The organism is Actinoplanes sp. NPDC023801, from assembly GCF_040639655.1.
GTDB lineage: Bacteria > Actinomycetota > Actinomycetes > Mycobacteriales > Micromonosporaceae > Actinoplanes.
In genome coordinates this window covers 63,253-83,897 of record NZ_JBFAAI010000037.1, presented here as the reverse complement: position 1 = coordinate 83,897, position 20,645 = coordinate 63,253, and the positions used below count along the sequence as shown (strand labels likewise).

General features: G+C 70.5%; 16 protein-coding genes. 12 read left to right on the top strand and 4 right to left on the bottom strand.

All coding sequences use genetic code 11. The features are described 5' to 3' along the window. Positions 1–157: 157 nt before the first annotated feature. The 4 genes from secD to AB0G04_RS39460 all read left to right on the top strand — a co-directional run bounded on the left by secD (position 158) and on the right by AB0G04_RS39460 (position 6,426). The gene (gene secD, locus AB0G04_RS39475) at positions 158–2,080 is read left to right on the top strand and encodes a protein translocase subunit SecD (protein ID WP_360994249.1); all 1,923 of its coding nucleotides are present in this window, start codon (positions 158–160) and stop codon (positions 2,078–2,080) included. Between the two features lies 1 nt (position 2,081). Next, a complete protein-coding gene (secF, locus tag AB0G04_RS39470) occupies positions 2,082–3,245 on the top strand; it encodes a protein translocase subunit SecF (RefSeq protein ID WP_360994246.1) in 1,164 nt (387 codons plus the stop codon). A gap of 113 nt (positions 3,246–3,358) precedes the next feature. Further along, entirely contained in the window at positions 3,359–3,877 is a 519-nt protein-coding gene (locus tag AB0G04_RS39465) for an adenine phosphoribosyltransferase (RefSeq protein ID WP_360994280.1), read from the top strand. A 134-nt stretch (positions 3,878–4,011) separates the two neighbouring features. Further along, positions 4,012–6,426, top strand: coding sequence for a bifunctional (p)ppGpp synthetase/guanosine-3',5'-bis(diphosphate) 3'-pyrophosphohydrolase (locus AB0G04_RS39460; protein WP_360994243.1), 2,415 nt, complete (start codon positions 4,012–4,014; stop codon positions 6,424–6,426). A 76-nt stretch (positions 6,427–6,502) separates the two neighbouring features. On the opposite strand, the gene AB0G04_RS39455 is transcribed toward AB0G04_RS39460, so the two are convergent. Both AB0G04_RS39455 and AB0G04_RS39450 read right to left on the bottom strand, forming a co-directional pair. Then, positions 6,503–7,381 carry a peptidylprolyl isomerase gene (locus AB0G04_RS39455; protein ID WP_360994277.1) on the bottom strand — a complete coding sequence of 293 codons (879 nt, stop codon included), beginning with the start codon at positions 7,379–7,381 and terminating at the stop codon, positions 6,503–6,505. A gap of 35 nt (positions 7,382–7,416) precedes the next feature. Beyond that, positions 7,417–8,313: a peptidylprolyl isomerase gene (locus tag AB0G04_RS39450; protein WP_360994240.1), complete on the bottom strand. Its 897-nt coding sequence runs from the start codon at positions 8,311–8,313 to the stop codon at positions 7,417–7,419. Positions 8,314–8,481: 168 nt separating this feature from the next. On the opposite strand from AB0G04_RS39450, the gene AB0G04_RS39445 reads away from it, so the two are divergent. The 8 genes from AB0G04_RS39445 to AB0G04_RS39410 all read left to right on the top strand — a co-directional run bounded on the left by AB0G04_RS39445 (position 8,482) and on the right by AB0G04_RS39410 (position 19,065). Continuing rightward, positions 8,482–9,180, top strand: a complete 699-nt coding sequence (locus AB0G04_RS39445; RefSeq protein ID WP_360994237.1) for an MBL fold metallo-hydrolase — start codon at positions 8,482–8,484, stop codon at positions 9,178–9,180. 11 nt (positions 9,181–9,191) lie between these two features. Further along, positions 9,192–10,505, top strand: a complete 1,314-nt coding sequence (gene hisS / locus AB0G04_RS39440) for a histidine--tRNA ligase (protein WP_360994234.1) — start codon at positions 9,192–9,194, stop codon at positions 10,503–10,505. A 37-nt stretch (positions 10,506–10,542) separates the two neighbouring features. Continuing rightward, entirely contained in the window at positions 10,543–11,472 is a 930-nt protein-coding gene (locus tag AB0G04_RS39435) for an acyl-ACP desaturase (RefSeq protein WP_360994231.1), read from the top strand. A 54-nt stretch (positions 11,473–11,526) separates the two neighbouring features. Then, positions 11,527–12,333 carry a cyanophycinase gene (locus AB0G04_RS39430; RefSeq protein ID WP_360994228.1) on the top strand — a complete coding sequence of 269 codons (807 nt, stop codon included), beginning with the start codon at positions 11,527–11,529 and terminating at the stop codon, positions 12,331–12,333. Next, complete coding sequence (gene cphA / locus AB0G04_RS39425; protein ID WP_360994225.1) at positions 12,330–15,077, top strand: cyanophycin synthetase; 2,748 nt, start codon at positions 12,330–12,332, stop codon at positions 15,075–15,077. The genes AB0G04_RS39430 and cphA overlap by 4 nt, the downstream gene beginning before the upstream one ends. Positions 15,078–15,470: 393 nt before the next feature. Next, positions 15,471–17,453 (top strand): serine/threonine-protein kinase, encoded by a 1,983-nt coding sequence (locus AB0G04_RS39420; RefSeq protein WP_360994222.1) that lies wholly within the window; start codon positions 15,471–15,473, stop codon positions 17,451–17,453. A gap of 242 nt (positions 17,454–17,695) precedes the next feature. Next, positions 17,696–17,950, top strand: a complete 255-nt coding sequence (locus AB0G04_RS39415; RefSeq protein ID WP_360994219.1) for a hypothetical protein — start codon at positions 17,696–17,698, stop codon at positions 17,948–17,950. A gap of 212 nt (positions 17,951–18,162) precedes the next feature. Beyond that, positions 18,163–19,065 (top strand): sigma-70 family RNA polymerase sigma factor, encoded by a 903-nt coding sequence (locus AB0G04_RS39410; RefSeq protein ID WP_360994216.1) that lies wholly within the window; start codon positions 18,163–18,165, stop codon positions 19,063–19,065. A gap of 47 nt (positions 19,066–19,112) precedes the next feature. Here AB0G04_RS39410 and AB0G04_RS39405 read toward each other — a convergent pair whose 3' ends face one another. Together AB0G04_RS39405 and ureG are read right to left on the bottom strand one after the other, a co-directional pair. Then, positions 19,113–19,883: an urease accessory protein UreD gene (locus tag AB0G04_RS39405; protein ID WP_360994213.1), complete on the bottom strand. Its 771-nt coding sequence runs from the start codon at positions 19,881–19,883 to the stop codon at positions 19,113–19,115. Between the two features lie 2 nt (positions 19,884–19,885). Continuing rightward, on the bottom strand, positions 19,886–20,584 hold the full coding sequence (ureG, locus tag AB0G04_RS39400) for an urease accessory protein UreG (protein WP_360994210.1): 699 nt from the start codon (positions 20,582–20,584) through the stop codon (positions 19,886–19,888). Between the last annotated feature and the right edge of the window lie 61 nt (positions 20,585–20,645).

Below are 20,645 nucleotides of genomic sequence, written 5' to 3'. Positions count from 1 at the left end.
CATTTCCCGAACGCACCGGCCCGGGTTGAGCTAGACGGGCCGGTGCGTCAGCCCGCCGTTCGACAGTCGACGGCCGGTCACAGACAGATGGTGCCGCGCCGTGCGCGGCCGGAACACAGGGAGACCAAAAGCCGTGGCACGACCACCACAGGGACAAATGCATCCTGGACGCCAACTCGGCGTGCTCGGTCTGGTCTTCGTCGTCCTCTATCTGTGCGTCTTCTTCGCCGCCGGTGCCTCCGGCGGATGGAAGCAGCGCCTGGAGCCGAAGCTGGGCCTCGACCTCGTCGGTGGCACGCAGGCCACCTACATTGCCTCCCAGCAGGGCGGACAGCCCACCCCGGAGGCCATGGAGCGGGCTCGCGAGATCATCGAGAACCGCGTCAACGCGCTCGGTGTCTCCGAGGCCGAGGTGGTCATCCAGGGCAACAACACCATCGTCGTCTCGCTCGCCGGTGAGGCCAAGGAGCAGCTGAAGAGCCTCGGGCAGGCCGCGAACATGCGGTTCCGCCTGCTCACCGCGGTCACCGGGGACGTCGCCGCGTCCGCGCTGAACCCGGCGAGCCCGACGCCCAGCGCGTCGGCGAGCGGCAGCGCGAACCCGTCCGCTCCCGCGGCGCCCGGGGCCACCCCCTCGGCGGGCGCGAAGAGCGGGGCCCCGGCCGCCTCGTCGTCGACCGGCGGCCAGGGCGGTGGCGAGGCCGCTCCGGCCCCCAGCACCGCCCCGTCGGCGGCTCCGTCCGCCCCCGCGGCTGCTCCGTCCGCGTCGGCCTCCGCCGCGGCTCCGGCTCCGGTCACCGCGGACGTGAAGGAACAGCGCGCCGCCGTCGCGAAGAAGGTCGGCGCCGAGGCCTGGGCCGCGGCCGAGAAGCTGACCGCGCCGGTCGACCTCAGCACCGACCCGAAGGCCGGCCTGCCGTTCAAGGCGTTCGCCGGCCTCTCCGGCGACGAGGTGAACGCGCTCGACCCGAAGATGCAGTTCAACGTCCCGACGATCAGCTGCGACCAGCTGAACAAGCGGCCGGACGGCGCGATCGACGACGTCAACATCGAGGTGGTGGCCTGCTACAACGGCGCCAAGGTCGTGCTGGACAAGGCCGAGGTCGTCGGTGACGACATCAGCAGCGCCTCCCCGCAGATCGACCAGCAGAGCCGCTGGGTCGTCTCGCTGGACTTCGACACCGAGGGCCAGAAGAAGTGGGCCGCGCTGACCCGCAAGGCGTTCGAGGCCGGCACCACCGAGCCCTGCTACATCGCGGCGAGCGCGTTCGGCCCGTCCTCCGACGGTCAGACGCACTGCGCGGTGGCCGTTGTCCTGGACAAGGAGGTCATCTCCGCGCCGCAGATCCAGGGTGTGCTCACCGGCCAGTCCCAGATCACCGGCGACTTCACCCCGGCGACCGCCAAGGAACTCGCCGACCAGCTGAAGTTCGGTGCCATCCCGGTGACCTTCCAGGCCGGCCCGGCGCAGACCGTCACCGCGACCGTCGGCAGTCAGCAGCTCGAGGCGGGTCTGCTCGCCGCCGCGATCGGTCTCGGCCTGGTGGCGGTCTACTCGTTCTTCTACTACCGCCTGCTCGGCCTGGTGATCTTCCTGAGCCTGGGCCTCTCCGCCCTGCTCACCTTCGGTGCGCTGGTCTTCCTGGGCCGCTCGATCGGCTTCACCCTGACGCTGGCCGGCATCGTGGGCTTCATCGTCTCGCTCGGTGTGGCGGCGGACTCGTTCATCATCTACTTCGAGCGACTCAAGGACGAGATCCACGAAGGCCGCAGCCCACGCAGCGCGGTGCCCCGGGCGTGGCAACGGGCCAAGCGTACGATCATCTCAGCGAACGCCATCACGATCATGTGTGCCGTGGTTCTCTACATCGTGTCGATCGGCCAGGTGCAGGGCCTCGCCTTCGCCCTCGGCCTCTCGACCGTGCTGGACCTGCTCGTGGTGTTCCTCTTCCGGCACCCGATCATGACCGTGCTCGCCAGCACCAAGGCGTTCATGTCGCCCACCGTCAGTGGCCTTGGCCGTGTTCTGCGCCGCAGCCAGACTGAGGAGCCCGTCTCCTCGCGCGTGAAGGAGGCCTGAGATGGCCCGGAACAGTCTCGCGTCACGCCTTTATCAGGGCGAGGCGAACCTCCGTATCGTCGGCCGCCGCAAGATGTGGTTCGCCGTCGTCGCCGCCATGGTGGTGATCGCACTCAGCAGCATCATCTTCCGTGGCTTCCACCTCGGTATCGAATTCGCCGGCGGTAGCGAGTTCATCGTCCCGGCCCAGGTCTCCGGGAAGACCCTGACCCAGGAAGAGATCCAGGAGGCGGTTTCCCAGGCCGTCGATAAGGTGTCCCCGGACGCCGAGGTCAAGGCCGCGCAGCAGGTCGGCGACGGAGCGGAGGCCAGCTTCAAGATCCGTTCGACGGAGCTGTCCGCGGCGGACATGCAGGAGGCCAAGGCCGGCCTCGCCGCGGATCTCGGCGTCGACGTGACGCAGATCAGCGACAGTCAGGTCTCCTCCGCATGGGGCGGCACGGTCATCAACAAGGCCGTGCTGGGTCTGGTGATCTTCCTGCTGCTGGTCACGGCGTACCTGGTCGTCCTGTTCGAGTGGCGGATGGCACTGGCGGCGTTCGCCTCGCTGCTTGTCGACCTGACGTTCACGGCGGGTGTCTACTCGCTTGTCGGGTTCGAGCTCACGCCGTACACGGTGATCGGCTTCTTGACGATCCTGGGTTACTCGCTCTACGACGTGGTCGTGGTGTTCGACAAGGTGCAGGAGAACACGCGTGGCATCACCGGGGGGAGCACGCGCACCTACGGTGAGGCCACCAACCTGGCCATCAACCAGACCCTGATGCGTTCGCTGAACACCAGCCTGGTGGCGATGCTGCCGGTCGGTGGGGTGCTCTTCATCGGCGCCGGTCTGCTGGGGGCGGGCACCCTGAAGGACCTCGGTCTCGTGCTCTTCGTGGGTATGGGCATCGGTGTCTACTCGTCGATCTTCTTCGCCGCCCCGCTGCTCAGCTGGCTCAAGGACCGGGAGCCGCGGATCAAGGCGCACAACGCCCGCGTGCTGGCCCGGCGGGCCCAGCGCTCGGACGACGTGGCGAGCGGCGAGCGCCGTCCCGCCGGCCGTCCCGCCACGGACGAGGTGCCCGCGTTCGCCGGTGGCACCACCCCGCGGCCGGGCGCCCGCCCGGCCGGCAAGCGCGGCACCGGCGGTGCCGGCAACCGTCCCGGCGGCAAGCGCCGCTGACATTCACGCAGAGCTACGGCCCGCTACCCCTCGGGGTGGTGGGCCGTCTCTCGTCTAGGCTGTCCGCCGTGAGTAGCGAGAACCCCGCGGTTACCGGCGACAGCGGTCCGGAACTGGCGGCCCTGGTCGCCGGCGGCACCGTCGACGTGCCGGACTTTCCCCAGCCGGGCATCGTCTTCAAGGATCTGATGCCGTTCTTCGGTGACGGCCCGACGTTCCGCAAGGTCGTCGACGGCATCGTCGCCCACTACGGCGCCGGTGCGTTCGACGTGGTGGCCGGGGTCGAGGCGCGAGGTTTCGTGGTGGCGGCGGCGGTCGCCTACGCGACCGGCACTGGCGTCGTCCCGGTCCGCAAGGCCGGGAAGCTGCCGCGACCGGCCTTCTCCGCGTCGTACGCGCTCGAGTACGGCGAAGCCACCCTCGAGCTCACCGAGGGCGCCTTCGTGCCCGGACAGCGCGTCCTGGTGGTCGACGACGTGCTGGCGACCGGTGGCACCGCCGCGGCGACCATGGATCTGGTGGAGCAGGCCGGCGGCGTGGTCGTGGGGTTCACCGTGCTGATGGAACTGGGCTTCCTCAACGGCCGGGGACGGCTCGGGTCACGCAAGGTACACGCCTTGTTGACCGTTTGATCCGTCTTCGATGTTCTTCGCCCGGCCGGGCCCGCTCTATTCGTAGGTTCGGCCGGGGTATTCGGTGAGGCGGTGCGGGTAGGATGGGCGTTCCGAACAGACCAGTTGATCCCGGCGAACGTGTGAGGAGGCCGGTGTCCAGCGACGTCGCCCCTCCGGCGGAGGGCACGGTGCAACCGACCCAGAACTCGGGCGATGGCACGCCCGGCGACAAGGTGGCCGCTGGCGATCTGGAGAACACCCAGCCGCTCGCGCCCGCGGACGAGCCGAGCAGCGGGTTCGGTGGTCTTGCCAGCGCACCCACCGGGCGGCGGGTGCGCGCCCGGCTCGCCCGGTTCAACGCCCCATGGCAGAGCACGCAGGTCAGTGAGGTCCTGGAGCCGCTGATCGCGACGCACCGGGCCAGCCATCCCAAGGCCGATGCCCGGGCGCTGCAGAAGGCGTTCGACGTCGCGGCCCGCTGGCACTCGGGGCAGTATCGCAAGTCCGGCGACCCGTACATCACTCATCCGCTCGCGGTCGCGACGATCCTGGCCAACCTGGGCATGGACACCACGACGCTGGTGGCCGCCCTGCTGCACGACACCATCGAGGACACCGACTACTCGCTCGAGAGCATGCGCAACGACTTCGGTGCCGAGGTGGCGCTGCTCGTCGACGGCGTGACGAAACTCGACCGGGTCAAGCTCGGTGACGCGGCCAAGGCCGAGACGATCCGCAAGATGGTCGTGGCGATGGCCAAGGACCCGCGGGTGCTGGTCATCAAGCTCGCCGACCGGCTGCACAACATGCGCACCCTGACCTTCCTGCCCCGCGCCAAGCAGGAGCAGAAGGCCAAGGAGACGCTCGAGATCCTGGCACCGCTGGCCCACCGCCTCGGCATGAACACGATCAAGTGGGAGCTGGAGGACCTCGCCTTCGGCACCCTCTTCCCCAAGCGGTTCGAGGAGATCAACCGCCTGATCGGGGAGCACCAGCCGCAGCGTGAGGCGCTGCTGCGCCAGGTGACCAACCGGGTCCAGCTCGACCTCAAGTCGGCGAAGATCAAGGCCGAGGTGACCGGCCGGCCCAAGCACCTCTACTCGATCTATCAGAAGATGATCGTGCGGGGCCGTGACTTCAACGACATCTACGACCTGGTCGGTGTCCGGATCCTGGTCGACACGGTCCGCGACTGCTATGCGGCGCTCGGTGTGATCCACGCGAACTGGCAGCCGGTTCCCGGCCGGTTCAAGGACTACATCGCGATGCCGAAATTCAACATGTACCAGTCGTTGCACACGACGGTCATCGGCCCGACCGGCAAGCCGGTCGAGATGCAGATCCGCACGTTCGCGATGCACCGCACCGCCGAGTTCGGCATCGCCGCCCACTGGAAGTACAAGGAGCAGAAGGGCGCGACGATCGTCGGCCCGCCGGCGCACATCGACGAGATGACCTGGCTGCGGCAGCTGCTCGACTGGCAGCGGGAGGCCAGCGACCCGTCCGAGTTCCTGGACGCGTTGCGGTTCGACCTGTCGAGCCAGGAGGTCTACGTCTTCACGCCGAAGGGCGACGTGATCCCCCTGCCGACCGGCTCGACCCCGGTCGACTTCGCCTACGCGGTGCACACCGAGGTCGGCCACAAGTGCATCGGCGCCCGGGTGAACGGCAAGCTCGTGCCGCTGGAGTCCCCGCTGTCGAACGGCGACGTGATCGAGATCTTCACGTCGAAGTCGGCGACGGCCGGCCCCACGCAGGACTGGCTCGGCTTCGTGAAGAGCCCGCGCGCCCGGACGAAGATCAGGCAGTACTTCAACAAGGAGCGCCGCGAGGAGGCGATCGAGGACGGCAAGGAGGCGATCGTCAAGGCGATGCGCAAGCAGGGCCTGCCCCTGCAGCGCATGCTGACCAGCGAGAACCTCATGACGATCGCCCGCGACCTGCACCTGGCGGACGTCGCGTCGCTCTATGCCGCGGTCGGGGAGAACGCCGTCTCCGCCCAGTCGGTGGTCCAGAAGCTGGTCGCCGGTTTCGGTGGCGAGGAGGGCGCGGTCGAGGACATCGCCGAGACCGCCGTCGCGACCCGGCCGCCGCGCAACCGCAGCTCCGCCCAGGATCCCGGCGTCGTGGTGAAGGGTGTCTCGGACGTCTGGGTGAAACTGGCCCGCTGCTGCACGCCGGTTCCCGGTGACGCCGTCTTCGGGTTCGTCACCCGTTCCGGCGGTGTGAGCGTGCACCGCGACGACTGCGCCAACGCCCAGGATCTGCGTGACCAGTCCGAGCGGATGGTCGAGGTCAGCTGGAAACCGACGTCGGCGTCCACGTTCCTGGTGGCGATCCAGGTGGAGGCCCTCGACCGGCACAAGCTGCTGGCCGACGTGACCCGGGTCCTGTCGGAGGAGCGGGTGAACATCCTCTCCGCCACGGTGACGACGACCCGCGACCGGGTGGCGGTGAGCCGGTTCACCTTCGAGATGGCCGACCCCAAGCACCTGGGCCACCTGGTCGCCGCGGTCCGCAAGGTGGACGGCGTGTTCGACGCCTACCGGGTGACCTCCGGCGCGTGATCTGACCGCTTGATCTGACGAAGTGACGAAGAAGGGCGGTCCCGCTGGGGACCGCCCTTCTTCGTGTGCCGATGGATCAGGCGACCGTCATCTTCTTGATGACTACCTCGGTCTTCGGGTGGCCGCCACCGGGCGACGGCTCGAAGGCCTTGTCGTCGCCGGCCTTGACCACGTTCCGGACGATGTCGAGGCCGTTGTCGATGACACCGAGCAGCGTGTAGTTCGGCGGCAGGACGGTGTCCTCGGAGCAGATGAAGAACTGGCTGCCGGTGCTGCCGGGCGCGCCGGTGTTGGCCATCGCGATCGAGCCCGCCGGGTACGGCTTCTTGGTGTCGGTCGGGAGGTTCTCCTCGACCATGGTGTAGCTCGGCCCGCCGGTGCCGTCGGTGTCGCGGTATCCCGCGCCGACCGCGAACGGGTCACCGCACTGGAGCACCTTGAAGCCGTCCTGGTTCACCATGCGGTGGCACTTCGAGTTCTCGAAGAAGTTCTTCGCCGCCAGGTGCTTGAAGCTGGCGCCGGTGCACGGGGCCTTCGAGAGGTCGACCTGCGCCGAGATGACACCGAGGTTGGTGTCGAAGGAGACGGTCGCCTTGCCGGTGTTCGGCACGTTGACCGGCGGAAGGCCGACGTCCTTGACCTTGTTGCCACCGGTCTCCTCGGACGGGGTCCAGAGGCAGTTGACCGTGCCGGGACCGGCCGGGGGAGCGCTCGGCGTCGGGGCCGCGGCGCTGGGCTCGGCGCTGGCCGAGGGGGCGCCCGCGGCCTCCGTGCTGTCCTTCTTCGTGGCCTGCACGATAAACCAGGCCGCACCGGCGATCACCACGACGGCGAGTGCCGAGCCGATGATGGCCTGGCGCTGCCTGCGCTTGCGCGCGGCTGTGGCCCGTTCGGCCATCTCCTTCTCGAGCCGGGCCCGCGCCGCGGCGCGCTGCCGGTCCTTGATCGACGACACGGTCTCCTCCATGCTGCTGTCTCTGCCTTCAGAAGTCACGATTGGGCACCTGTCGAGGGGGCGGCGCTGGCAGCGGCCGAGGCGGCCGTGCCGGCGGATGCGGGGCCGACGGTCAAGGTCTTGATGGTGATCTTGTCCTTCGGCTTGACCTTGTCACCGGTGCTGTTGGCGACCGTCTCGGTCTTGGCGATCGCGGCGAGCGTGTCCAGCCCGCCGGTCACCTTCCCGAGGATCGAGTAGCCCGGCGTGGCGGTGGCGAAGTCCTTGTGGAAGATCAGGAACTGGCTCCCGTTGACACCCTGCGGGTTGCCGAGCACGGCGACCGTCCCCTTCGGGTAGAGGACCGGGGCCGGCGTGGAGGGCGCGGCACTGGCGCTGGGCGCCGGCGACGGCTGCTCCGGCGCGACCGGCAGGTTCTCGTCGTAGTAGCTGTACGTCGGCCCGCCCTGCCCGGAGCCGGCCGGGTCACCGCAGCGCAGGGCGCCCTCGGCGGTCAGCTCGTGGCACTCGGTGTTGTCGAAGAACTGCTTGCCGGCCAGGTACGAGAAGCTGGTCGCCGCACACGGCGAGCTGGCCACGTCGACCTCGACCACGATCGGTGCGCCCTTGTCGGTGCTGATCGTCATGGTCGAGGTGCCGGAATCGGGAATGTCCTTCGTGGGCGGCGTGCCGACATCCTTGAGATCGGGGTTGCTCGCCGTGCCGAGCGGCGTCCACAGGCAGACGTCGGTGGCGGTGGTCTCGGTGGACTCCTCGGGGTCGAAGACACCACCGATCCAGGCGCCGCCGGCAGCGACGAGCAGGACGGCGAGGGTGGTGCCGACGCCCGCCGTGATCCGGCGACGGCGGCCCTCACGCTCGGCCCGGCGGGCCTGCTGCCGGTCGAATTTGGCCCGCGCGAGCTTGCGCTGCCGGTCCTTGCTGGAAGCCACCGAACGCTGTCCTTCCCTGCCTCGGATCACAGGAACGCCTGTGTATATGTCAAGGGGTGCGGCACGCCACACGCCCGCAAGAGTGTACGGGTACCTCCTGAGAAAGTGGCGTGCGCCCGTCCGGCTACTCTCGTTACGATTCGCATTCGTTCCCGAGAGGCTGCCACCGTGCTCGTCACCGGCTTTCCCGCCCAGGCCTTCGGCACCAATTGCTATGTGGTCGCCGCCGGTCCGGGTGAGCAGTGCCTGGTGGTCGATCCGGGCATCGGTGTGCTCGATCAGCTCGAGGAGACGCTCGCGAAGCACCGGTTGTCGCCGGCCGCCGTGCTGCTCACCCACGGGCACCTGGACCACACCTTCTCGGTGGCCCCGGTCTGCGGCGCGCGCGGCATCACGGCCTACGTGCACCCCGCTGACCTGGAGATGCTCGCCGATCCGGCCAAGGGGCTGAGCGCCGACCTGACTGCGATGTTCGGTGGCCGGCTGCCCTACACCGAGCCGGAGGACGTGGCCGAGCTGACCGACGGCGCGGTCCTCACCATCGCGGGCATCGAGGTGACTGTCGACCATGCGCCCGGCCATACCGGCGGGTCGGTGCTGTTCCGCCTGCCCGGAGCAACCTCCTCGTGGGACGCTGAGGAGATCTGTCTCTCCGGGGACGTGCTCTTCGCGGGCTCGATCGGACGCACCGACCTGCCGGGTGGCAGCACCCCGACGATGATGGCCAGCCTGCGGGACAAGATCCTGCCGCTGGCCGACGACACCGTCGTGCTGCCCGGCCACGGACCGGCCACCACCATCGGCCGTGAGCGCGCGTCGAACCCGTACCTGCGGGAGCTGACCGCCGCGCCCGGCCGCTTCCTCTAGGAGACACGCACGTGCCCATTTCCGGCTTTCCCGAGTGGCTGCCGCCCCAGCGCATCATCGAGCAGCAGGTGCTCGACAAGATCCGATCCACCTTCGAGCTGTACGGCTACGCGTCCCTCGAGACCCGCGCCGTCGAGCCGCTGGACACCCTGCTCAGCAAGGGCGAGACCTCCAAGGAGGTCTACCTGCTGCGCCGTCTGCAGGAGGACGACCCCACCGCGCGGTCCGACGACCAGCTGGGCCTGCACTTCGACCTGACCGTCCCGTTCGCACGGTTCGTCACCGAGAACAACGGCAAGCTGCAGTTCCCGTTCAAGCGCTACCAGATCCAGAAGGTGTGGCGCGGTGAGCGCCCGCAGGAGGGCCGCTACCGCGAGTTCCTGCAGGCCGACATCGACGTGGTGAACCGGGACACGCTGCCGTTCCACTTCGACACCGAGATGCCGCTGGTGATCGGTGACGTCTTCAAGTCGCTGCCCATCCCGGACGCGGTGATCCTGGTCAACAACCGCAAGGTGTGCGAGGGCTTCTACCGCGGCCTGGGCCTCGAGGACACGGCGCAGGTCCTGCGTACGGTGGACAAGCTCGACAAGATCGGCCCGGAGAAGGTGGCGGCCGCCCTCGTGGAGACGGCCGGGGCCACCGACGCGCAGGCCGCGGCCTGTCTCGCGCTGGCGGAGATCTCGGCCGCCGACGGTTCGTTCGTCGACCGGGTCCGTGCTCTCGGGGTGTCCGACCCGCTGCTCGACGAGGGGCTCGGCGAGTTGCTCCAGGTCGTCGAGACCGCCGGCGAGCACGCGCCGGGCCTGGTCCGGGCCGAGCTGAAGATCGCCCGTGGTCTCGACTATTACACCGGCACGGTGTACGAGACGATGCTGAAGGGCTACGAGCGGTTCGGCTCGATCACCTCGGGCGGCCGGTACGACAACCTGGCGTCGGTCGGCAACACCCGCTTCCCGGGCGTCGGCATCTCGATCGGGGTGTCGCGCCTGCTGGGCCTGCTCTTCGGCCAGGACGCGCTGACCGTCTCCCGCTCGGTGCCGACCTGCGTCGTGATCGCCCTGGCCAGTGAGGACAGACGGGCCGAGAGCGAGCGGATCGCGTCGGCCCTGCGCCGGCGGGGGATCGCGACCGAGGTGGCGCCGGCCGCGGCGAAGTTCGGCAAGCAGATCCAGTACGCGGATCGGCGCGGTGTCCCGTTCGTCTGGTTCCCGGGTGAGCCGGACACGGTGAAGGACATCCGTTCCGGCGAGCAGGTGGAGGCGGACGCGGCGACCTGGCAGCCGCCGGCCACCGATCTGTACCCGAACGTGTCCGCGCGCTGACGCTGCGTGATTTTGGTCCAGCGGCTACGGTGAGCGGATGCCGCTGGACCAGACCGCGCTGCTGATCGAGCTCGAGCCTGTCGTGGCCACCAACCTCGACCGGCACCTGGCGCTTGCCAAGGAGTGGTTCCCGCACGAGTACGTGCCGTGGAGCGAGGGCCGGACCTTCGACGGTCTGCTCGGCGGCGAGCAGTGGCGCCCCGACGACTCGAAACTGCCGGACGTGGCGCGGACCGCGCTGATCGTCAATCTGCTCACCGAGGACAACCTGCCCTCGTACCACCACGAGATCGCCAGCCTTTTCGGCCGGGACGGCGCGTGGGGTACCTGGGTGCACCGCTGGACCGCGGAGGAGGGGCGGCACGGGATCGCCATCCGCGACTACCTGACCGTCACCCGCGCCGTGGACCCGGTCGAGCTGGAGCGGGCCCGGATGGCCCACATGCAGTCCGGCTACGTCAACGACCACAACGACGAGATGCTGCACACCGTCGCGTATGTGGCGTTCCAGGAGCTGGCGACCCGGATCTCGCACCGCAACACCGGGCGGGCCACCGGCGACCCGATCGCCGAGCAGCTGCTGGCCCGGGTGGCGGCCGACGAGAACCTGCACATGGTCTTCTACCGCAACCTGCTGGCCGGGGCGTTCGAGCTGGCGCCGGATCAGGCGATGCGGGCGGTCACGGACGTGGTGGCGGCTTTCGAGATGCCCGGCGCGAACATCGAGGGCTTCGGCCGCAAGGCGCTGTCGATCGCGCTGGCCGGCATCTACGACCTGCGTCAGCACCGCGACGAGGTGCTCAGCCCGGTTCTGCGGCAGTGGGACGTCTGGGACCGTACCGACCTGCGCGGTGACGGCGAGCGGGCGCGTGAGGAGCTCGCCGCGCACATGGAGACGCTGGAGACGCAGGCGGCGAGGTTCGAGGAGAGGCGCGAGGCCCGCAAGAAGCGGCGCGGGGAAAGCTGAGCCGCATTCGAATTAGCCCGATGTTTCGGTTTTGTTCCGATTAACCTCAGCAGTGTGGAGGGGACCAGCCGACTCTTGATCATGGGCGGAGCCGTGGGGTCCGACCTGCTGCGCCGGTTCGTCGAACTCTCCGGAGCGGATGCTGCCCGCATCGTGGTCATCGCGACGGCCAGCGAGACCCCGGAGGCGACGGAGGCCGCGTACATCGGGGAGTTCGAGGCATTGGGTGCCGGCTCCGTCCGCGCCCTGCGGATCTCCTCACGGGTCGAGGCGAACGCTCCCGGCGCCGAGCCGGTCCTGCGCGCGGCCACCGGAATCTTCTTCACCGGTGGCGACCAGGAACGCATCACGGGGGTGCTGGGCGGCACCGCCGTCGACACACTCCTGCACGAACTGGTCGCCGCCGGCCGGGTGGTGCTCGCGGGGACCAGCGCGGGCGCGGCGATGATGTCCGCCACGATGATCACCGGGGGCGACCGCCCCGGTGTGGCCGCGGACAGCGTACGCACCGGCCCGGGGCTCGAGTTCCTGCCGTGCGTGGTGATCGACCAGCACTTCGCCGAGCGCGGCCGCCTCAACCGCCTGCTCAGCGCGGTCGCCCGCTACCCCCACGAGCTGGGCGTGGGCATCGACGAGGACACCGCCATCCTGACCGGAGGCGACAGTTTCGAGGTCCTCGGCAGCGGGGCGGTGACGGTGGTCGACGCCGGCGCCGCGACCGACATCCGGGTTCCACCGTCCGGGCCGATCACGCTCGCCGGGGCCCGCATCCACGTGCTGCCGGCCGGCTGCACCTTCCACCTCACGGGCCGCCGACCCGTCACCGGCCCGCCCTCCCGAGAACGGGAACGAGCCGCATGAAGATCGAGAGCCTGCGCCGCCTGCGCGGCCCCAACGTCTACCTCTCCCGGCCTGCCGTGGTGGCCCGGCTGCGGCTGGAAGACCTGGCCGGTGTGGAGACCACCGACTGCACCGGTTTCACCGAGCGCCTGCTGCGGGTGGTGCCGGGCCTGGCCGAGCACCATTGCGCGGCCGGTGCTCCAGGCGGATTCGTCAGCCGGCTGCGCAACGGCACCTACTTCGGGCACGTCAGTGAGCACGTCTGCATCGAGCTGTCGCAGCTGATCGGCCGGGACGTGACCTTCGGCCGGACCGTGGGCACCGGCGAGCCCGGAATCTACGACGTCATCATGGAGTGCCCGATCGACGAGTCCAGCGAGTCGCCGGTGCCCCGCGAACTGCTCGTCGCCGCGATCGACCTGGTCCGGGAGGTGCACGGCGGGGCCGTTCCGCCGGCGCGGGCGCTCGAGGACCGCCTGTCCGGGCTGGCCGCATTGGCCGAGCGCGAAGCCACCGGCCCGAGCACCCGGTCGATCATCACGGCCGCCCGGCGGCGCGGCATACCGGTGGAGCGGTTCGACGACCTCAGCCTGCTGCGGCTCGGGTGGGGACACCGGCGCCGGCTCGCCTGGGCGGCGATGACCGATCGGACCAGCGCCGTCGGCGTCGACATCGCCGGGGACAAGCACGTCACCCGGAGGCTGCTCGACGAGGCCGGCATCCCGGTCGCGGCCGGTGGCGCCGCCGCCACCGCCGAGGACGCGGTCCGGCTGCTGGGCGAGCTGGGCGGACCGGTGGTGGTGAAGCCACGGCACGGCCGGCAGGGACGGGATGTCACCCTGCATCTGGTCACCCCGGACGAGGTGGCCCGCGCCTTCCGCGCGGTGGATGGCGAGGCGGTGGTGGAACGGCAGCTCGACGGCCGGGACTACCGGGTCCTGGTGGTGGCCGGTGAGGTGGTGGCGGCTGCCGAACGGGTCGCCCCGCACGTCACCGGCGACGGCCGGGCCACCGTCGCGGATCTGGTCGAGCGGGTGAACGCCGACCCGCGGCGGGGTCACGGGCACTCCCGGGTGCTCACCCGCATCGAGTGGGACGAGACCATCGACCGGGTGCTGGACCGTCAGGGCCGTACCCGGCAGAGTGTCCCGGCGGACGGCGAGACGGTCCAGCTGCGCGACACCGCCAACCTCTCCACCGGCGGCACCAGCCGGGACGTCACCGACCAGGTGCATCCCGACGTGACCCGGCTCTGCCAGCGGGTCGCCGCGCTGATCGGCCTGGACATCGCCGGCATCGACCTGCGCCTGGCGGACATCGCCGTCGCGTTGCCGCCCGGCGACGAGCCGGCCGCCTCCGGGGTGATCGAGGTCAACGCCGTGCCGGGCCTGCGCATGCACCTTGCCCCGGTGCACGGCCGGCCCCGCGACGTCGGTGACGCGATCGTGCGGGCGATGTTCCCCGGCGGGTCCGACGGGCGTATCCCGGCCGTCGCGATCACCGGCACCAACGGCAAGACCACGGTGGCCCGGCTGATCTCCCACCTGCTCAGCGGCAGCGGCATGCGAACCGGGATGACCAGCACCGACGGCGTGGTCATCGACGGCCGGACGGTCCAGGTCGCCGACGCCACCGGGCCGCGGTCGGCGCAGATGGTCCTCGGTGACCCGCAGGTCGAGGTGGCGGTGCTGGAGACGGCCCGTGGCGGCCTGCTGCGGTGCGGTCTCGGTTACGACTGGACCGACGTCGGGGTGATCACCAACATCACCGCCGACCACCTGGGTCAGGACGGACTCGACTCGATCGAGGATCTGGCGCACGTCAAGGCGGTCGTGGCCGAGCGGGTCCGGGACGGCGGGACGCTCGTCCTCAACGTCGACGATCCATGGGTGCGCAGCCTGGTCGACCGTCCGCGGGTACGCGCCGACCGTAAACGGCTGGTGTGGTTCGGGCTGGATCCGGCCAACCCCGTGCTCACCGAGCATCTGGCGCGGGGCGGGGCGGCGTACGTGCTGCACGACGGCTGGCTGGTGCAGGCGACCGGGGCCCGTCGCACTCCGCTGGTGCGGCTGGCCGAGGTGCCCGGGACGTACGGCGGCGCGGCCCTGCACGTGGCGGCGAACGCCCTGGCCGCGATCGCCGCCGCCCGCGCGCTGGGCGCCCGCCCGGAGCATCTGGTCGACCGGCTCGCCGAGTTCGACCCCAGCGTGGAGAACCCGGGGCGGGGCACCCTGTTCCGGCTCGGTGACGTCGCGGTGTTCGTGGACTACGCGCACAACCCGGCCGCGCTGGCCGCGACGCTGCGGACGCTGCACCGGCTGTGGGGTGCCGAACGCTGTGTGGCGGCGGTGACGCTGCCCGGGGACCGGCGCGACGACCTGCTGGCCGCCTCGGCGCAGGTGCTCGCGGACGGGCTGACCCGGGTGGTGCTCTACGAGGACGCCGACCTGCGGGGCCGGGCCCCCGGTGAGGTCTCCGGGCTGGTGGAGCGGGAGATGCGGGCACGCCGCCCGCAGCTCACGGCGGTCCGGGCGGACGGCTACCGGGACGCCGTGACCGCGGCGCTGCGGATGGCCGGGCCGGGCGAGGTGGTCCTGGTGATCTACGAGAAGTGGGCGCCGATGCGAGCCTGGCTGGCCGAGCTGGGCGTGGCACCGGCCGGTGGGGCGCCGGTGTCGGCCGGGTTCGTGGCGCTGCCGTCGTCAGCGCCCGGGGCGGCGCCTCAGGTGGGACGGCGGCTCACCGGCACGCGGGCACGCGGATGACACAGTTGACAGATCATGGACAAAATTGATCTCCCTGCGTAGCTGAACGCTCACCTATGGTGAACGTTTCCGTCGTTGGCTTCCCCGGACGGTGGAGAGCGGAAGTTCCGACTAACCGGGCAAACCGGAGCCATTGTCGTGGCGCTACGTGCTGCGGCGGTGGCCGCGCGCGTACGGCGTACCCCTTCCGGGTGTCTCACCGGTGCCAACACACGGTGATGATGCGCAGGTAGATCGGCCTTGGGGTGGGTCGAACTGGTGACCGATAGGGACTAACATCCTCGCCGTCGATGGGGGATGCTCGGAGTCCGATGAACGGGCCCGACTCGCCCGGCGTCTGACGGCATGGCGGTGCGGTCCGGCGTTCACCTCGAAGCGCGCATGTGGGGGCACATGAGCACGACGGACCTGCCCGGCGCGGGCCTGCTCGCTGGTCGCTACCGACTGGTCGAGCGGCTCGGTGCCGGCGGGATGTCAGTGGTTTGGCGAGGGTTCGACGAAGTCCTGGGCCGGCAGGTCGCGGTCAAGGTCCTGCCGCCGTCCACCAGCGCCGACCCCTCGTTCCGGCGCCGGTTGCGCGCGGAGGCGCAGGCAGCTGCGCGCCTCACGCACCCGCACATCACGAACGTCTACGACTACGGCGAGGCGACCACCGTCGACGGTGAGCCGGTGCCGTACGTCGTGATGGAGCTCGTCGACGGGGAGTCCCTGGCCGCGGTCCTGGCCCGGGTGCGGATGCTGCCGTGGCCCACCGCGGTGCGGATCAGCGCCGAGGTGGCGGCCGCGCTGGCCTCCGCGCACGCTCGCGGCATCGTGCACCGGGACGTCACCCCGGCCAACGTGATGCTCACCCCGGCCGGTGCCAAGGTCGTCGACTTCGGCATCTCGGCCCTGATCGGGGAGAACGACACCGACCCCGACGGCAGCCTGATGGGCACCCCGGCCTACCTCGCGCCCGAGCGGCTGGAGGGCGGCCAGGTCAGCCCGGCCACCGACGTGTACGCGGTCGGCCTGCTGATCTACCGCATGCTGATCGGCCAGCTCCCCTGGGACGTGGGTACCACCACCGCCCTGCTCCGCGCCCACCAGTACGTCGAGCCCGAGCCCCTGCCGCCGGTGGAGGGCCTGCCCCACTCCGTCGAGGCCCTGATCGCCCGCTGCCTGGAGAAGCATCCGGTCGACCGGCCGTCCAGCGCCGAGCTGGCGAGCGTGCTGGCCGGCATCTCGGCCGGGGCGCCACTGGTCACCTCCGGCTTCGACGCGGACTGGGAGGACGGCGAGGACACCTTCATCCTTCCCTCCGGGTATCCGTACTCGGGCTTCGGTCCGGCGGCTGCCGCGGCGGGTGACCGGCCCACCGTGGACGCGCCGGGGCCGACGGATCCGGACGCGGTGCACCCGATCGTCGCCGCGGCGGCGACCGATCCCTCCGCGGCCGGTAATGCCGCCGCACGTACTCCCTCGCAGGCTCCTCCGCTGCGTCCCGGCGCCGGTGCCCCGCCGCCGGCCCCACCGGCCGGCCGGCCGCCGAACCGTACGCAGGTACGGGTCCGCCGGATCGTGGTCGTCGCCGGTACGGTCGCGGTGCTGAGCGGTCTGACCTACGGCTGGACGGCTCTCGGGCAGTCGGGCCGGGACCCCGCCACCGCCGCCGGGAGCGGTGCGACACCGGGGCCGAGTGTCGTCCCGGCGTCCGGCGAGTGTGTGGTCAGCTACGCGGTCTGGTCGGACGCCGACGGCCGGTTCAAGGCGCAGGTGACCCTGGCCAACCGCGCCGACGTCCCGGTCGACGGATGGAACCTGTGGTTCCTGATGCCGGGTGACCAGGTGCTCAAGGGCACGGGCAAGGTCGCGCTGACCCAGCAGGACCGCCAGGTCCGGGTGACGTCGAAGGCGGCGATCGAACCGCAGCGCACCACCACCGTGCAGATCACCGGGCGGTACATCGAGAGCAACTTGGCCCCGATGGTCTTCAAACTCAACGACCAGACCTGCGAGACGTACGTCTCCGCGGAGCCGGGCCAGCCGTCCCTGCCGGTCGAGCACCTGGACAACGGCCAGGTGCGCTTCGGTAACCCGACCACGTCCCCGGGCATCTCGATCGGCCCGAGCGGCAGCGTGCACATCACGCCGACGCCGACGACCCCGGGCACGACGAAGCCGACCGGCAAGCCGAACCCCGGCACCGGTACACCGTCCACCGGGTCGAGCGGTGGAGGGCCGACGATCTCTGTGGAGCCGTCGGTGCCACCGTCGGTGGGTCCGTCGACCGTTCCGGTGGTCGAGACGACGACCCCGACCAACTCGCCGCCGCCGGTGCTGCCGGCCGACGACTGTGACGTCGACTTCGACGACTGTCCGACAACCGGTGACTGACAGTACGTGGTTCTGCATCCGTTCGGCCACGGAAAACCGAAGGCCGAACGGTGTACCACCGCGTTACGGTGAACTCAGACCGACAGGCGCTTCTGCTCCGATCCGGGTGTCCGGGTCGCGGCATTTGGGCACGGCGTGGCTGCCGGCCTGCGCGACACCCGAGTGGATGATGGGCGAGGACCCGGGTACATCGTGGTGTCAGCCGAGTTAAAGCAGGTCGTCGACATCGGGGAGTTCGACAGATGATCAGCACAGCAGTGAAGGACCTGGCCGCCGAGGCGCTTTTCGTCTCGCACCTGCAGCCGTCCCAGAGTCCCACCCGGGTGGCCGTGCAGGAGGCGATCACGTCCATGATCCTGCGGTACGGCAGTGACGGTTGCGCAGCCGGTGTGGCGGAGGAGTTCGGTGACCACCCGGACGTCGCGGTGCGGCGGATGGCATGGGTGCACGCCGAGTTGGCCCAGGTGTTGCAGATGCGCGCACCCGTACTGCACTGACGTCCCTGCCTCTTACGGACCCGGCCGTGAACTACGGCCGGGTCCGGTGTTTAAACCTCATGGGTCCGTGGTGGTCCCCCCGATCCTGAGGTTTTTCATGAAAAAACTCCACAAAAGCAACCGATTTCGGCTCCCGCTGCACCCGACGGCCATCACTGTTCTTCTCGTAAGCCGGTTTCACCAGCCGGTTAGTACCAGCGAGGAGGACATACGTGACCACCACGACCGAACTCCCCGCCGCCATCGGCACGATCCACGACGCGCCGTCCGCGCGTGACATCGAGGACCTGATTCGCGAGAACATGCCGATGGTCGGCCACCTGGTCCGGGAACTGCTCAACCGGGTGCCGGGCCATGTCCACGCGGATGACCTCTCGTCGGCCGGTTTTGCGGCTCTGCTCGGCGCGGCCCGTTCTTTCGACGTGACCCGCGGCATCCCCTTCCACCGTTTCGCCGCCGTCCGGATCCGCGGCGCCCTGCTTGACGAACTGCGCGGCCAGGACTGGGCGAGCCGATCGGTGCGGGCCCGGGCCCGCCGCGCCGCCACCGCACGTCAGGAGCTGACCGCAGCGCTCGGCCGTACGCCCAGTGACGCCGAGGTGGCCGAGATGCTCGGCATCGGCGTCTCCGAACTCGCCAGTGTCGAGGACGACGTCCAGAAGGCCTCCCTGCTCAGCCTTCAGGGATTCCCCACCGGAGCGGCCGAGGAGATGGTGCCCGAGACGTCGGAGGGGCCCGAGGACCTGCTGCTCAAGCGAGAACGACTCGGCTATCTGCATCAGGCCATCCAGGCGCTGCCGGAACGCCTGCGGCAGGTGGTGGAGGAATCGTTCCTCCAGGAGCAACCACTCAGCGAGGTGGCGGCCCGGCTCGGCGTGACCGAGTCCCGGATCTCCCAGCTGCGGACCGAGGCGCTGCGCCTGCTGCGTGAAGGACTGAACTCGTCGCTCGCGCCGGAACTGCTCACCGTGGCGGCGGGCGGCCCCCGTACCCGCAAGGGGTGCCTGCAGCGACGGCGGTCGGAGTACTTCGCGAAGGTGGCCCAGCAGGGCAGCCTGCACACCAGGCTGGCACTCACCGACAGCCACGGCGTGCCGATCGCCGTCGCTGCCTGAGGCGGGCGGAACAACGGGAGGGCGGCCGGCGGGCCGCCCTCCCGGCGTCACCGGCCAGGCACCGCCGAGGCGGGGCGCCAAGCCGTGGGCAGGGGAGCGCGCTGCTCGCACAGCGGGTTGAGGGCGGCGGCCACCGAACGGATGTCGGCGCCGACCGCGCTGGCAAGCGTTCCCCCACCGGCCAGCGGCATCACCGCGGCGTCCGGGCCGGCCGTACCCAGGGGCAGCTCCGTACCGACCGCCACCAGCGTGCCGACGGCACGACCGCCGAGCACCGCGGCGCCCTCCCATCCGGGTGCCCCGGGACCGACAGAAAGCTCGTGCCGGTAGAGCGTGACTCCGCCGTACCGGATCATGGTGTCCTGCCGGACCGTGCCGGACCGCTCCTCGTGCCGCCCGCAGACCAGATCGTCACGCCACAGCAACGTGCCGCCCTCCGCCACGTCGACCCTGGTCACCGCGATGTGGTCGCAGCCGGCCGCGGCGATCAGCGGCTCCGGCAGCCAGCGGAGCATGCCGCCGGCCGCCACCGAGGCGGTGATCGTCAGCCGCGACGGCGGCGCCGGACGCCCCGGCAGAGCCAGCGACGCCGCCACACTGCGCATCTCCAGGCGGGCTCCCGGACCGACCTCGAGGTTCAGCCGCAACTCGTCGCCGCGCAGCGGCCCGGCCGCCCCGCCGACCAGGTGAACCGTCACCCATCCGTCCACCGGCTGCCCGGTCCGCCGCAGCAGCAGCGGCGACTCCCCGCGCAGCACGACGAGCCGGGTACCGCCCCGACCATCACCCGCCGCGACGACCCCAGCGTCCGCCCGCACCTTCAGACCCGGGCCGCGACCAGGCCACGGATCCAGTCGGCGACCGGCGTGGCCTGCTTGTCCTCGGCCAGGGACAGGAAGACCGTCGGCAGCTCGTGCCGCCGTGCCCGCGCGTCCCGGTCCATCACCGACAGGTCCGCGCCGACAAGCGGCGCCAGGTCCGTCTTGTTGATCACGAGCAGGTCGGCGGCCGTCACACCGGGGCCACCCTTGCGGGGCACCTTGTCCCCGCCGGACACGTCGACCACGAAGATCTGCTGGTCGATGAGCCCCTTGCTGAACGTCGCGGTCAGGTTGTCACCGCCGCTCTCCACCAGGACCAGATCCAGCGGCCCGAGCTTCTCCTCGAGGTCCTCGACGGCATCCAGGTTCGCCGAGATGTCGTCGCGGATCGCGGTGTGCGGGCAGCAGCCGGTCTCCACCGCACGGATCCGCTCCTCCGGCAGTACGCCGTTACGCAGCAGGAAGTCGGCGTCCTCGGTGGTGTAGATGTCGTTCGTCACGACCGCGAGCCGCAACTCGTCGCCGAGCGCCCGGCACAGAGCCGCGACCAGTGCCGTCTTGCCCGACCCGACCGGGCCGCCGATACCGATGCGCAGAGCCCGCGGCCCGCCGTCGAGCGGCTGATGCGGATCGACACCGGGTTCCGGGTGCGTGTGCGGAACCACGTCGGGCCCGTGCTCGTGCAGTTCCGGATGCATTTTTTCCTGCCCTTCACGATGCGTTCGGTGCGGCTCTTCAGGGTGGCCTCTCAGGAGGCAG

Excerpts from the sequence above, each read along its gene's own strand:
- secF (WP_360994246.1), top strand. The coding sequence starts at position 2,082 with ATGGCCCGGAACAGTCTCGCGTCACGCCTTTATCAGGGCGAGGCGAAC.
- AB0G04_RS39415 (WP_360994219.1), top strand. The coding sequence starts at position 17,696 with ATGATCAGCACAGCAGTGAAGGACCTGGCCGCCGAGGCGCTTTTCGTC.
- AB0G04_RS39435 (WP_360994231.1), top strand. The coding sequence starts at position 10,543 with ATGCCGCTGGACCAGACCGCGCTGCTGATCGAGCTCGAGCCTGTCGTG.
- cphA (WP_360994225.1), top strand. The coding sequence starts at position 12,330 with ATGAAGATCGAGAGCCTGCGCCGCCTGCGCGGCCCCAACGTCTACCTC.
- ureG (WP_360994210.1), bottom strand. The coding sequence starts at position 20,584 with ATGCATCCGGAACTGCACGAGCACGGGCCCGACGTGGTTCCGCACACG.
- secD (WP_360994249.1), top strand. The coding sequence starts at position 158 with ATGCATCCTGGACGCCAACTCGGCGTGCTCGGTCTGGTCTTCGTCGTC.
- AB0G04_RS39420 (WP_360994222.1), top strand. The coding sequence starts at position 15,471 with ATGAGCACGACGGACCTGCCCGGCGCGGGCCTGCTCGCTGGTCGCTAC.